Here is a 13489-nt window from a genome sequence, read left to right on the forward strand (position 1 = left end):
TTTATTTTTCTCCCTCTAATTCATTAAATGTACTTTCGATGATCGCTGTCTGTATATCATCTAGTGTATCTCCTGTAGTAAATTTATAAAAACTAGAAAGAATTTCCACATTGTTTAAAGTTTCAATATCTTGACCCCTACTTCTTGTTAATTGTCTTTTTTCAACTTGATAGTCAAGTTCTATAATTGTTCCATAAATTTTTTGGAGTTGGGCACGTAAATTTTGTCCCACGAGTTTTGTTCGGTCAAAATTCTTAATTGTAATCGCAAACCAAGCTTTATTAAGTGGTTGCCGTTCATAAAAATCACGGCTTATAAGTTGCTCCCATTCTTCTTCAAGAACTACTAAATCTGTTTTAACTTGTAGCGGAAGAAAGTTAGAATTGAGCATTTTTTCTTTAACTTCAACAACAAAGATTCCTTTTTGTGTTGACGCTTCTTTGGTATTAAATTTTACCGGACTTCCCGAATACTGAACTTTATCACTTGGGGAAGCTAACCTAGTATGAATGTGACCTAACGCAACATAATCAAAATCTGAAAATTGCGAAACATTTAAGGTCGATAATCCACCTACTTTAGATGAGGTTTCACTTGTTAAAACAATTTCTTCTTTATGAGGACTCACCGCAAAATGAGTGACTAAAACCTGATTCTTCTTATTGTTGAACTGACTTTTCATCTTAGAAATTACTAATGTCATCGCATCATCAATCGTCTTAATTTGCTTTGTGTCCTCTTCATCTAATCCCTGATTTGAAAAATATATTCTTGCATCCATTGGGTCAAAAAAAGGAAGCAAAAAAATCTGAGTTTCTTTTGTTTCCACTGGAATAAAGGCTTCCTCAAGAGATGTTCGTAGATGTAAATTATTAAAACCCAACCAATCCTTAGCATAACTTAGTCTTTTGGCCCCATCATGATTCCCTGCAATCATATAAATAGGAAACTTTTCTATAATATTCATCTCTCTCAGCATCTGATTGAATGTTATGACCGATTCTGCACTTGGAACCGCTCGGTCATAAAGATCTCCAGCAATGATAATTCCATCAACATGATTTTGTTTTGCCAAAGATAAAATTTGCTCAAATGCATATTTTTGTTCTTCCAATAAAGAAAAACCATTGAGCGTTCTTCCAATATGCCAGTCTGATGTGTGTAAAAATTTCATATCTCCCCCCCCCCAAAAAAAAATCTTAATCCTTATAATATTCACCTTTCATTATAACATTATCAAATAGTTTTATATTATTCGTTGATAGAATATTTGATAAAACAAAAATACTAGCATTAACACTAGTATTTCAATGAATTCAATTATTTATTATTTTGCTTTTAATAACTCTTCTTTGCTGTGAACTAATTGTGTTAAAAAATCACAATAAGGTGTGGCTACCTTATATTTTTTACCTTTACGTGAAACAGCCCCATTAATATAGTCAATCTCTGTCAATCGATTATTTTTAATCAAATCCTGATACATAGAAGGGTAATGTAGTCCAATTGTGACTGGGTCAAAACAGGTTTCCACATGCTGAACTACTTCAGCAATATCAAGGTTTACATCCTCATACTTTCCTACTGCTGCAAATTCATTGACAATAGTAACAACCATATCATGCGCTGGTTTTGTTTCACCTAATCCGGTCATATTAGTGTCTAAAATAGTACAAAGTCCATTCATTGTTCCATTAACACAAGCTTTTCTATAAATAGAATAATGAATATTGTTAGAATATTTAGCATTCAGTCCCGATTCTGATAATATTTCTGCTAACTTTTTAGCCGTTTCTTCCTCACCTGAAATAAGATTTTGCAGCTCGACCGAACCATTACCAAATAATTTAGCTTTACCTGGACCTTCTAATCCAGCAGTCCACATAGTATTACCAATAAAGATATTATTTTTCGAAACATATTTTTCAATAGTATCTTCGTGGCCAATTCCATTTAGTAAGCAAAGTACCTTGGTATGCTCGTCAATTAATGGTTTAATATCTTGTAGCATCTTATCTAATTGCATGGCTTTTGTAAACAAAATAATTAAATCTGTTTTTTCTTTAGATGAAATCTCAGATTGTAACTCAACCGATAGATGAGCGGTGAGCTCTTCTCCATTATAATTAGCTCGCAAACCATGTTCTTTAATCGCTTTAACATGTTCAGGCCATCCATCTATAAGGGTTACTTCATTGCCACCTTTATGAAGCATTAAACCAAAACGACTCCCCATCGCTCCTGCACCAGCAATTGTAATTCTCATTTTTTCTCTCAATCTACATATTTTTTCCATAAAATAACTGAATTCGCTATTTATAAACGAGTTCAGTTATAGTAATTTATAGATAACAAATTATTTATAGTTAAAATTGTAGCCTTTTATTAGTCAAAAATCAAAAATTAACTTTCAAAATGTAAGATAGAGATATTCAGAAAATTCAACAAACCTTCACTAAATATTCTTATTTTGCCTGATCCCAAATTCGAACATTTTCAATAGCGGCCATCAGACCAAGCTGCCTAACTTTTCGTGGAAGAAATTTACGAATATCATCTTCGTTATAACCTACTTGCAACCTATGTTCATCCACCACAAGTGGACGACGCAGTAATTTTTGATTCTGAACAATCAACTCTACGAGTGAATTTAGAGTCAGCGCATCAAAATCAATGATTTTTGATAGTTTTTTGTAAGCACTACTTCTTTTAGAGATAATTTCCTCTACTCCAGCTTCTGTTAATGAGAGTATTCTTAAAATATCTTTTTTTAACAAAGTATTTTCTAAGATACTTATCTCTTCAAATTCTAATTTATTTGTAATTAACCATTGTTTCATTTTTTTACTTGAGCTACAGTTTGTCGAAGAAAATAATTTAATCATGGCATAATTTCCTTTTTTGTTTTTATTATTTTTATTATTTTTTTCTAATTTACAAATATATTATATTAAATCTTTCATTTTTTGTCAATACATATTATTATTTTTATTTAATTTTTTTGTTATTTAATTATAGTTTTTATGCATACCCCTATTAAATAATAAAAGCCATCAAATGATGGCTTTTGTTTAATACTTATTTTCTCCCCCCAGAAGTTAATGTCTTAAATTTATGCTTCCATTCGTTTTGGAACCATCGATTTTCAAAGGTGTCTGCAAGCAGAGTATTTCTCTCTGTTTGTTGTTTACTATTTTTGACCACTTTTACTGATATTTTTTTAGACAATTGATTTCCTCCCATTAGTGCTCTTAGATGATTAACCGAACAGGCCAACTCTAAAACTACTATATAGCTTAAAAAAATCTAAAGGATATAGAGAATCATTTCATTCTCTTAACGTAATTATACCAAAAAAATAACATTTTATGAAGAAAAAAGCTTACTTTTTGATATAGATAATTTGAATACCCTATTAAACAACAAAAAAGCCAGTCAAATGGACTGGCTCAATGTTTGTAATTTGAAAAGAATTTCAGAGATGTCGAGGTTGGATATGTCTCGACTCTCCTATTCTATCGTATTTTATAAACTTTAACTAATTATTTGTTTGAAAAATTTTATTGATATTAGCGTTCACCCTCCTTTTTATTCTTACGCCAGAACAATAGACTACCAAGGAGGGATAGAATGGCTGTTCCAATTACACCAATCCATCCAGTATCTGCACTATTTGTTGCTGGTAATTCACCACTTGAGAAATACTTACCTCCCATCTTCTCCCCACTATTAACTATTGCCATTCCAGAAGTCAAGGTCGGAATAGTAAACTGTATTGGATCACTTACATTTCCTGCAGCATCAGTTGCGGTAGCTGAAAGTTGAGTCCCCGGTTTAACCCCCATCGGAAGTTTGATGCTATAGTTTCCATCTTTATCCACTATAGTAGTTCCCAAAACCTCTCCAGTTGCTGGATTTTTAATTGTTATTGTGGATCCAGGTTCCCCCTTACCACCAACCGTATAACCTGTATCAGGGTTACCGGTCACGGTATCTACACTTGGAGGATTAGGAGCTGTAGTATCTGACGGAGCCTTAGAATCTGCTGGAGTTTTCGCTGAAGTTGGATCGCTCACATTTCCAGCGGCATCGGTCGCTGTGACGCTGATTGGTGCGTTAGGGCCGACTGAGCCTGGAAGAGTAATGGTGTAATCTCCTACTTCATTTGCGGTTCCTGTTCCAACGGTTGCACCATTTTTATCTTTAATTGTGATGGTTGAACCTGGTTCAGCTGTACCTGTGACCGTATAACCTTTACTGCTACTTCCTAGCACGTTTTTTACTGTCGGTGCAGCTGGAGCTGCGGTATCAGATGGATCTGTAACAACTAGGGCTTGCTTAACATTTTCATAACCAGATGCTGAGTATGTCACAGTATAAGTGCCAGCTGCCAACTTACCATTAGCGACTGGGTTTCCTGAAGCATTCGTGATAACTGCTGTGACCGGAACATCAGCGCCTTCACTATCTTTCAAAGTGGTTGGAAGAGTGGCCATAGCGTCTGCGGCTCCGATTGCCGAAGTGGTTGCGGTCAAGTTACCGGTTGGAGCTACGAGAACTGGACTTACTGGATCTGCTGGAGTGGTCGCTGAGGTTGGATCACTCGCATTTCCGGCGGCATCGGTTGCTGTGACACTGATTGGGGCGTTAGGGCCGACTGAGCCTGGAAGAGTAACGGTGTAATCTCCTGCTTCATTCGCGGTTCCTGTTCCAACGGTTGCACCATTTTTATCTTTAATTGTGATACTTGAACCTGGTTCAGCTGTACCTGTGACCGTGTAACCATTTGTGCTGTTGCCTGTCACGTTGCCCACTATTGGCGCATCGGGAGCAGTGGTATCTGTTGGGTCTGTAACCACTAGGGTTTGGGTAACGCTAGAATAGCCTGCGGCCGAATATGTCACGGTATAGGTACCAGCCGACAACTGACCATTATTCACAGTTGTTCCTGAACTATCGGTAATGACTGAAGTTACCGGAATGTCTGTACCAGCATTATTTTTTAAAGTCGTTGGAAGGGTCGCTGTTGCATCTGACGCTCCAATTGCCGAAGTCGTTGCGCTCAGGTTTCCTGTAGGCGCTACCAATGTCAAATTGACATCACCCTCTAAATAAACATAGGAAATGCCATCTGCACCACTAAGAATATTGACATCCAATAAATTGGTTTGAACCGCCGATCCTACAAATTTGGCATCGATGTTACTTGCAATATTAGTTGGTGCTGTAATCTTGGTTGGAATTGTAATACTTGTATCACCCAATGCTGAAGCGTTTAAAAGGAGATCTAAAATTCCACCAGTCCCATTAACTAAGGGTACTAAAACGGCATCAATTGCTGTAATGAGTGGAGGTTTAAGCAAAGCCAAGGCAGCATTAGCCACAGGAGCCGTCAAACCGGTTGCGGTTAGGCTGTTAACAGCTGTTCGTAAATTTTGCAAAATAGCTGTGACGTTTTGGGACAAAATTGCCCCCATTCCGTCATTCAAAGGTGCACTAAGCATTGAATTTCCATTAAGAGTAGTGGGTGATGAAAATGTCCCTCCACCAATATTTTGGATACCTTTTAGTAAATTCAATTGTGTCGTTACTTGCGTCAAGTTAATACTGACCGCCGGATTTTCACTTAAAATTGTGGCAACCCCTGCAATGAGCGTATCTCCGGCACTAACAATCGCATTGATGAGGGCAATTTGATTGAAGTCAATTGTGAGATTAGTTGTCACAGAAGTATTGCCATTTGCTGTAACATAACCACGCAATTCTTGAGGAATGGCCAAAGCAGCGTATCTTGGGCCAGAAAGTAAAGAGACATTAGCTAAAGCTCCGCCTGAAATTGTAAAATCTACATTGTGGCTCCCTGAATTACTAGCCCATCGGTTAGTTGTACTTGTACCACTATTATTACTTGAAGTGATATTTTGCAATAGATCAATATTCAAGGCAGCTGCTTGTGCTGTGATCTGATTGGAAAGAAGGCTGTAAGCTGTTGGAATAACTATCGATGTCATTAATAGAGTTCCTGACATCGTTGCTGATAATACTTTACGTTTAGTAATAATTTTATTTTTCTTACGTGGTGGTTTTTGTTTTTGCATTTTGTCAAATTCCTCCTAAATCGTTTTGGAAAATATCTTATGATGATCAGGCATAAAATATTTTTAAGCAACATGCATTAAGTAATCTATTCTATACACCATTTATACATCATTTCTTTATAAAAAAACATAAAAACACTCTATTTTTGCTTGACCATTGCTGACTTACACAAGAGCTTGTGTGAAAACGGTTAAGTCTAAAATCCCCAGTTTTTTAGGACGTTTCACCAATTGTAGATGACATTTTCAAAATAAAAAAATCGCCAATGATAGCGATTTCTTTATTTCTTTATTTTTGTATTTTTATTTCATTTTTGTATTTTTATTCTATATAATTTTATTTTGTATTTTATTTATTTCTCGGAACTTTCTTCTAACATTTTCATTCTTCGTAAAAGTTGATGTTCTCCAAATAAAATTAGTAATAAAACCAAACTCCAACCTCCAATCAGTCCTGCCGAATCAATCAGTGGTCGTCCAGTTCTTGAAATGAAAATACGAGTAGGATGGTCTTTAACCACATATACTGTAATTTTTTTGCCTTCATCTCCTAATTTTCTAAAATATACATCTAAGGGTCTTTGTTGATATTCTTTTCCTTCAAAACTGTATGTTACTTCATGAATTGCTTTAACCTCTGTTCCATAAACAATTTTTCCTGAAACAGGTATTTTCTCTAAGTTTTTATTTGTTTGATGCAAGCCTAATAAAAAGAGAGCTCCTCCAAGCATTGCTACGGCAACGACAAACATGATAATCCGTAAAATACGCTCAACTATGCCGACAATTTTATTCATTTAATTATCCTATATTTTCTAATTTACTAATTTTCCTGAACTTATTTCTATTTCATTTTAACATTTTTTACTGATAAAAGTTACTTTCTCACTTATCCAAAGTTTTTTCAAAATTTTTTGAAAGAAATACAAGCCCTTCTTTAATAATAGAAGAAAAATTACTCTTTTTTTGGTAAAATTGGCTTAGAAATAATTATAAAACTTCTCATATTTACTGACAGGTTTGTCAATAAATTGAAAAGATATAATCACTCCCTAATTAACAGTTAAAACTGCTTATAAGAATTATAAAACGAAAGAGGCACCTAATGTCCTTTGATGGTATTTTTTTACACCACATGACGGCTGAACTTCAACCGCTGATTGGTGGACGTATTCAAAAAATTAATCAACCCTTCGACCAAGAACTTGTCCTAACAGTTCGGTCAGCTGGTAAATCTCATAAACTATTACTTTCAGCTCACCCTGTTTTTGGTCGTGTTCAGTTGACAAAAACTGATTTCCAAAACCCACAAAATCCAAATAATTTTGTGATGATTTTACGCAAATATTTGGCTGGCGCTTTTATTGAACAAATTGAACAAGTGGAAAATGACCGTCAGATTATTTTCCATATTTCAACCAAAGATGAAATTGGGGACAGTTTAAAAATTGCTTTAATTACGGAAATTATGGGTAAACATAGTAATATTATTTTACTAGAAAAAACCTCGCAAAAAATTATTGAATCCATTAAACATATTGGCTTTTCACAGAACCAATATCGTACAATTTTACCAGGTTCAACTTATATTGCACCGCCTATAAATACTGCTATTGACCCCTTTAAAGCTACTGACGAAGAAATTTTTGAAGCTTTACAAACTGAACAATTACAACAAAAGTTACAAGGAATTGGACGCGATTCTAAAAATGCGTTGACAGGTCTGTCAGTAAAAGAATTCAAAGAAAAATTACTGACAGTCACTCCATCAATTTATCCTAACGATACTTTTTCCAGTATCAAACTTGCTGATGAATTTGTAAGCTTTGATAGTCTCTCTGAAATGCTTGACACTTATTATGCGGATAAGGCCGAACGTGACCGTGTTAAACAGGTTGCTGCTTCTGTCATTAAAAAAATTCAAAATGAACTGAAGAAAAATCGTGACAAATTAAAAAAACAAGAACGAGAATTACTTGCGACTGACAACGCTGAAATTTTCCGTCAAAAAGGTGAACTGCTTAATACATTTTTAAATCAAGTTCCTAATGATAAAACAAGTGTAACCTTGGAAAATTACTATACTAATGAACCAATTGAAATTGCTCTAAATCCAGCTTTAAGTCCTGTTCAAAATGCTCAACGTTACTTTCATCGTTATCAAAAATTGAAACAAGCCGTCAAATTTTTAGGAGAGCAAATTGCTAAAACCAAGGAAACTATTCATTATTTAGCATCTGTTGAATCAAATCTTGAAAATGCTGACGTTGCTGAAATTGCTGATATTCGTGAAGAATTAATTCAAACAGGCTATATTAAGCAAAAATATCGTAATAAAAAGCAAAAAATGCTCCCACCAGAAAAATATCAAGCTGAAGATGGAACAATTATTTTAGTAGGTAAAAATAACTTACAAAATGAGCAAGTCAGTTTCAAACTTTCACGCCGTGGCGATCTTTGGTTTCACGTTAAGGATATTCCAGGAAGCCATGTTTTGATTACAGGAAATGCAAATCCATCTGATGAAACAATTACTTTTGCTGGAGAATTAGCAGCTTATTTCAGCAAAGCACGCTATTCCAACCTTGTTCAAGTGGATGTTTTAGATGTAAAAAAATTACACAAACCAACAGGAACAGCTCCAGGGTTTGTTACTTATGACCGTGAAAAAACGATTCGAGTGACTCCTGACGAATCTGTCATTAAATCTCGCAAAATTGCTAAGTAAATTTTACTGACAAAACTTAATTTTTATATTGGAGAACAAATGTCTGAAATCATCAGCTGCCCTGTATGCAGCCACTTGCTCATAAAGGAACAAAATACTTATAAGTGTGAAAATAACCATACTTTTGATTTAGCTAAGGAAGGTTACCTCAACCTTCTTTTAAATGCCAAAAAAACTTCTGGCGACTCAAAAGAAATGATGGCAGCCAGACGCGACTTTCTCGCCAAAGGCTATTATGAAAAACTATCAGATAGAGTTAATCATAGTCTTAAAAAATCACATTCAACTGACCAAGCTATCCTTGATATTGGTTGCGGTGAGGGCTACTACCTTTCACGTTTCCAAAAAGAAATTGCTCCGGAAGCCTCTAATTTCTATGGAATGGATATTTCTAAATTAGGAATTCGTATGGCGGCTAAAAAAAATCCGATGATTCATTGGTTAGTCGCTAATTTTGCCAAACTTCCTTTCAAGGACAAATCTGTCAGTACCGTTTTATCAATGTTTGCCGAATACTCTGTTCCAGAAATCGACCGAATTCTTACTGACGATGGAAATATTATTATTGTCAGAGCTGCAAACAATCATCTTATTGAATTAAAAAATATTATTTACCCTGAAATTCATGAAAAAATAAAAACTTCATCTATCAAAACTTTCCCCGGATTTTCCGTTGAACAAGAAAATTTTTCATATAAAGTTACCATTCAATCTACCGAAGATTTATTAAGTCTGCTGTTGATGACACCCCATTATTGGAAAATCAAACCGGAAGGAATTGAAAATTTAAAGAAATTTGAATCCTTAGAAGTAACAATCAGTATTGAAATTGATTTATTAAAGCGACAAAAATAAATTTTTTTAACTGAAAAATAACTGTATTTTAACCAAGCTTTTTTAAAAACCAATTATTAGGAAAAGCACTCTCATTATTAGAATGACGGGGCTTTCATAAATTGGACAAATTTGATATAATTAAATTTGTAATTTTTACAATTTACATTATTATATTATTTTATAAGAAGGAGCCAATATGGCAAATGAAACTGTCATTCAAATGATTGATGTCACCAAACGTTTTGGTGATTTTGTCGCTAATGACAAAGTCAATCTTGAGTTGAAGAAAGGTGAGATTCATGCTTTGCTCGGCGAAAATGGAGCCGGTAAGTCAACCTTGATGAACATTCTCTCAGGACTCCTCGAGCCTAGCGAAGGTGAAGTCCACGTTAAGGGAAAGCTCGAAAATATCGACTCTCCGTCTAAAGCAGCAAATCTTGGTATCGGAATGGTTCACCAACACTTCATGTTAGTTGACGCCTTCACAGTTACTGAAAACATCATCCTTGGTAATGAAGTTACTAAAGGAATCAATCTCGATTTAAAGACTGCTAAGAAAAAAATACTTGAACTTTCTGAGCGTTATGGTCTTTCTGTTGAACCTGATGCGCTCATCCGTGATATTTCTGTTGGTCAGCAACAAAGGGTTGAAATCTTAAAAACGCTCTATCGTGGAGCTGATATCTTAATTTTTGATGAACCAACAGCGGTTTTGACTCCAGCTGAAATTTCTGAATTGATGCAAATCATGAAGAATTTAACTAAGGAAGGTAAGTCAATCATCCTCATCACACATAAATTGGATGAAATTCGTGCGGTAGCTGACCGTATCACAGTCATTCGTCGTGGTAAATCAATTGATACTGTTGAACTTGGTGACAAAACGAACCAAGAACTTGCAGAATTAATGGTCGGACGCTCAGTTTCATTCATCACCGAGAAAGCTCCCGCTCAACCTAAAGATATTGTTCTCGAAATTAAGGACTTAAATATCAAAGAAAGTCGTGGTTCTCTAAAGGTTAAAGGATTATCACTTGATGTTCGTGCTGGTGAAATTTTAGGGGTTGCCGGAATTGATGGAAATGGTCAGACAGAATTAGTGAAAGCAATCACTGGCCTAGCCAAAGTCGATTCAGGTTCTATTAGACTCCACAACAAAGACATTACCAATCAACGTCCTCGTAAAATCACGGAACAATCTGTCGGGCATGTCCCAGAAGACAGACATCGTGACGGTCTCGTTTTAGAAATGACAGTAGCCGAAAATATTGCTTTGCAAACCTACTACAAACCACCAATGAGTAAATATGGTTTCCTTGATTATAATCAAATAAATAGCCATGCTCGCAAACTCATGGAAGAATTTGACGTTCGCGGTGCGGGTGAATGGGTTTCTGCCGCCTCTCTTTCTGGTGGTAATCAGCAAAAAGCAATTATCGCCCGGGAAATCGACCGTAATCCTGACCTCCTAATCGTATCACAGCCTACTCGTGGACTCGATGTTGGTGCAATTGAATATATTCATAAACGTTTAATACAAGCTCGTGATGAAGGAAAAGCAGTTCTTGTGATTTCTTTTGAACTCGATGAAATTCTAAATGTTTCCGATCGAATCGCTGTTATTCACGATGGTCAAATTCAGGGAATTGTAAGACCTGAAACAACCACAAAACAAGAGCTCGGTATTTTAATGGTTGGAGGAAACATAAATGAATAGTAAAACGAAAAAAGTCCTTGTTCCTCTGGTAGCCATTGTTTTTGGTTTCTTATTGGGAGCAATTATCATGCTAGCCTTTGGCTACAACCCAATTTGGGGTTATGAAGATCTCTTCATTTCTGCTTTAGGAAATGCAAGAGCAATCGGTGAAACCTTGCAAACAATGGGCCCACTAATTTTGACAGCTTTATCTTTTGCAGTTGCAATGAAAGTAGGTCTCTTCAATATCGGAATGTCTGGTCAAGCACTTGCTGGTTGGATTAGCTCAATGTGGTTTGCTTTGAGTTTCCCAGATATCCCACGTTTATTGATGATTCCTTTAGTTGTAATCATCGGAATGTTCTTCGGAGCATTTATGGGATTCATACCTGGTATTCTTCGGGCTCTACTTGGAACTTCAGAAGTTATCACAACAATCATGCTGAACTACATCATGTTGTTCTTTTCAACATTTATGATTCATAGTATGTTCCAAAAAAGTATCCTGATGGATAATACAACTGACCAAACAAAATTAATTAGTGCTAATGCGTCTTTTAGAACCAATTGGATGTCATCATTAACTGATAATTCAACCTTAAATATTGGGCTAATTATTGCATTAATTGCTCTTGTCATTATGGCAATTATCTTTACTAAAACTACTCTTGGATTTGAAATCAAAGCTGTTGGTTTAAATCCTGATGCTTCAGAATATGCTGGTATTTCAGCAAAACGTACCCTCATCTTATCTATGCTTGTCGCTGGTGCCCTAGCTGGTCTTGGTGGTGTTGTTTACGGATTTGGATACATGCAAAACTTTGTTTCTCAATCAGCATCCCTTGATATCGGATTTAACGGAATGGCTGTTGCCCTTCTTGGTGGTAACAGTCCTATCGGTATTCTCTTTGCCGCCCTTCTTTTCTCAGTTCTTCAAACAGGTGCTCCTGGTATGACAAATGATGGTATTCCACCAGAAATCGTTAAAGTCGTCACTGCCTCAATCATTTTCTTCATCGCAGTGAAATTCATTATTGAAGTGATGTTACCAAAAGCTAAAGAAATCAAAGCATCAGAAACTGCTAAGAAGAAAGGAGAAAAAGCATGAACGTTGTAAATACTTTACAAATTATTGTCGCAAATATGCTCATCTATTCAACTCCACTGATCTTTACAAGTATTGGTGGTGTCTTCTCCGAACGAGGCGGAATCGTCAATGTTGGTCTTGAAGGAATAATGACTATTGGAGCTTTTAGTTCCGTTGTATTTAACTTAACTACTGCTGGGATGTTTGGAAGCATGACGCCGTGGCTCTCAATTCTCTTCGGTGCTTTAATTGGTGCTCTCTTCTCTTCTCTTCATGCGGTTGCTACGGTAAACCTAAGAGCAGACCACATTGTATCCGGTACTGTACTTAACTTGATGGCTCCAGCACTGGGAGTTTTCCTACTTCAAGTTTTCTATCAACAAGGTCAAATTAATATCAATGAACAAATCGGCTATTGGAATGTTCCATTACTTTCTGACATTCCTATAATTGGTAAAATTTTCTTTAGTCAAACTTCTTTACCAGGATTTCTTGCAATTGTTGTAGCCATTCTTTCTTGGTACGTATTATTTAAAACACGTTTTGGTCTTCGCCTTCGTTCAGTTGGTGAAAACCCACAAGCAGCTGATACCCTTGGAATTAACGTTTATGCCTATCGTTGGGCTGGTGTGCTTCTCTCAGGTGTCCTCGGCGGTGTAGGTGGAGCAATCTATGCTCAAGCCATTTCTGGTAACTTCTCAGTTTCAACGATTGCCGGACAAGGTTTTATTTCACTTGCCGCCATGATTTTTGGTAAATGGAATCCTATTGGAGCAATGTTATCATCACTTCTCTTTGGTCTCTTTACCTCACTTGCTGTAGTAGGGGGTCAAATCCCTGGAATCAAAGAAATTCCTTCTTCATTCCTACAAATGGCTCCGTATGTATTTACAATTATTGTCTTGGCACTCTTTCTTGGTAAAGCAATTGCGCCTAAGGCTGATGGTATTAACTACATTAAATCTAAATAAATTTACAAAAATAAAAAGTCTGTTGATGAACAGACTTTTTTATTATACTTTTAGCTTAGCAAATTTAATTTA

At 35.8% G+C, this 13489-nt stretch carries 11 protein-coding genes; 5 read left to right on the forward strand and 6 right to left on the reverse strand.

All coding sequences use genetic code 11. From position 1 onward, the window contains the following. Nucleotide 1: 1 nt before the first annotated feature. From QJV49_RS01480 to QJV49_RS01505, 6 genes are all read right to left on the reverse strand, one after another. Entirely contained in the window at nt 2-1174 is a 1173-nt protein-coding gene (locus tag QJV49_RS01480; RefSeq protein WP_225511480.1) for an exonuclease SbcCD subunit D, read from the reverse strand. A gap of 153 nt (nt 1175-1327) precedes the next feature. Then, nucleotides 1328-2266: a 2-dehydropantoate 2-reductase gene (locus tag QJV49_RS01485; RefSeq protein ID WP_225511481.1), complete on the reverse strand. Its 939-nt coding sequence runs from the start codon at nt 2264-2266 to the stop codon at nt 1328-1330. Between the two features lie 199 nt (nt 2267-2465). Further along, nucleotides 2466-2885, reverse strand: coding sequence for a Spx/MgsR family RNA polymerase-binding regulatory protein (locus tag QJV49_RS01490; RefSeq protein WP_225511482.1), 420 nt, complete (start codon nt 2883-2885; stop codon nt 2466-2468). Nucleotides 2886-3078: 193 nt separating this feature from the next. After that, the gene (locus tag QJV49_RS01495) at nt 3079-3243 is read right to left on the reverse strand and encodes a hypothetical protein (protein WP_003131055.1); all 165 of its coding nucleotides are present in this window, start codon (nt 3241-3243) and stop codon (nt 3079-3081) included. A 326-nt stretch (nt 3244-3569) separates the two neighbouring features. Then, complete coding sequence (locus tag QJV49_RS01500) at nt 3570-6098, reverse strand: adhesive domain-containing protein (RefSeq protein ID WP_225511483.1); 2529 nt, start codon at nt 6096-6098, stop codon at nt 3570-3572. Nucleotides 6099-6451: 353 nt separating this feature from the next. Beyond that, nucleotides 6452-6895, reverse strand: a complete 444-nt coding sequence (locus tag QJV49_RS01505) for a hypothetical protein (RefSeq protein WP_225511484.1) — start codon at nt 6893-6895, stop codon at nt 6452-6454. 308 nt (nt 6896-7203) lie between these two features. On the opposite strand from QJV49_RS01505, the gene QJV49_RS01510 reads away from it, so the two are divergent. From QJV49_RS01510 to QJV49_RS01530, 5 genes are all read left to right on the forward strand, one after another. Further along, the gene (locus tag QJV49_RS01510) at nt 7204-8826 is read left to right on the forward strand and encodes an NFACT family protein (protein WP_225511485.1); all 1623 of its coding nucleotides are present in this window, start codon (nt 7204-7206) and stop codon (nt 8824-8826) included. Between the two features lie 39 nt (nt 8827-8865). Then, nucleotides 8866-9681: a putative RNA methyltransferase gene (locus QJV49_RS01515; RefSeq protein WP_225511486.1), complete on the forward strand. Its 816-nt coding sequence runs from the start codon at nt 8866-8868 to the stop codon at nt 9679-9681. 178 nt (nt 9682-9859) lie between these two features. Next, the gene (locus QJV49_RS01520) at nt 9860-11380 is read left to right on the forward strand and encodes an ABC transporter ATP-binding protein (protein ID WP_225511487.1); all 1521 of its coding nucleotides are present in this window, start codon (nt 9860-9862) and stop codon (nt 11378-11380) included. Further along, nucleotides 11373-12467, forward strand: a complete 1095-nt coding sequence (locus QJV49_RS01525) for an ABC transporter permease (protein WP_225511488.1) — start codon at nt 11373-11375, stop codon at nt 12465-12467. The genes QJV49_RS01520 and QJV49_RS01525 overlap by 8 nt, the downstream gene beginning before the upstream one ends. After that, nucleotides 12464-13417 carry an ABC transporter permease gene (locus QJV49_RS01530; protein ID WP_225511489.1) on the forward strand — a complete coding sequence of 318 codons (954 nt, stop codon included), beginning with the start codon at nt 12464-12466 and terminating at the stop codon, nt 13415-13417. The genes QJV49_RS01525 and QJV49_RS01530 overlap by 4 nt, the downstream gene beginning before the upstream one ends. Nucleotides 13418-13489: the final 72 nt, after the last annotated feature.

It is taken from the genome of Lactococcus sp. NH2-7C (genome assembly GCF_029953655.1).
GTDB lineage: Bacteria > Bacillota > Bacilli > Lactobacillales > Streptococcaceae > Lactococcus > Lactococcus lactis.

Bases quoted from the DNA above. Each gene is read 5' to 3' on its own strand.
- QJV49_RS01480 (WP_225511480.1), bottom strand. From the start codon at position 1,174: ATGAAATTTTTACACACATCAGACTGGCATATTGGAAGAACGCTCAAT.
- QJV49_RS01485 (WP_225511481.1), bottom strand. From the start codon at position 2,266: ATGAGAATTACAATTGCTGGTGCAGGAGCGATGGGGAGTCGTTTTGGT.
- QJV49_RS01490 (WP_225511482.1), bottom strand. From the start codon at position 2,885: ATGATTAAATTATTTTCTTCGACAAACTGTAGCTCAAGTAAAAAAATG.
- QJV49_RS01495 (WP_003131055.1), bottom strand. From the start codon at position 3,243: ATGGGAGGAAATCAATTGTCTAAAAAAATATCAGTAAAAGTGGTCAAA.
- QJV49_RS01500 (WP_225511483.1), bottom strand. From the start codon at position 6,098: ATGCAAAAACAAAAACCACCACGTAAGAAAAATAAAATTATTACTAAA.
- QJV49_RS01505 (WP_225511484.1), bottom strand. From the start codon at position 6,895: ATGAATAAAATTGTCGGCATAGTTGAGCGTATTTTACGGATTATCATG.
- QJV49_RS01510 (WP_225511485.1), top strand. From the start codon at position 7,204: ATGTCCTTTGATGGTATTTTTTTACACCACATGACGGCTGAACTTCAA.
- QJV49_RS01515 (WP_225511486.1), top strand. From the start codon at position 8,866: ATGTCTGAAATCATCAGCTGCCCTGTATGCAGCCACTTGCTCATAAAG.
- QJV49_RS01520 (WP_225511487.1), top strand. From the start codon at position 9,860: ATGGCAAATGAAACTGTCATTCAAATGATTGATGTCACCAAACGTTTT.
- QJV49_RS01525 (WP_225511488.1), top strand. From the start codon at position 11,373: ATGAATAGTAAAACGAAAAAAGTCCTTGTTCCTCTGGTAGCCATTGTT.
- QJV49_RS01530 (WP_225511489.1), top strand. From the start codon at position 12,464: ATGAACGTTGTAAATACTTTACAAATTATTGTCGCAAATATGCTCATC.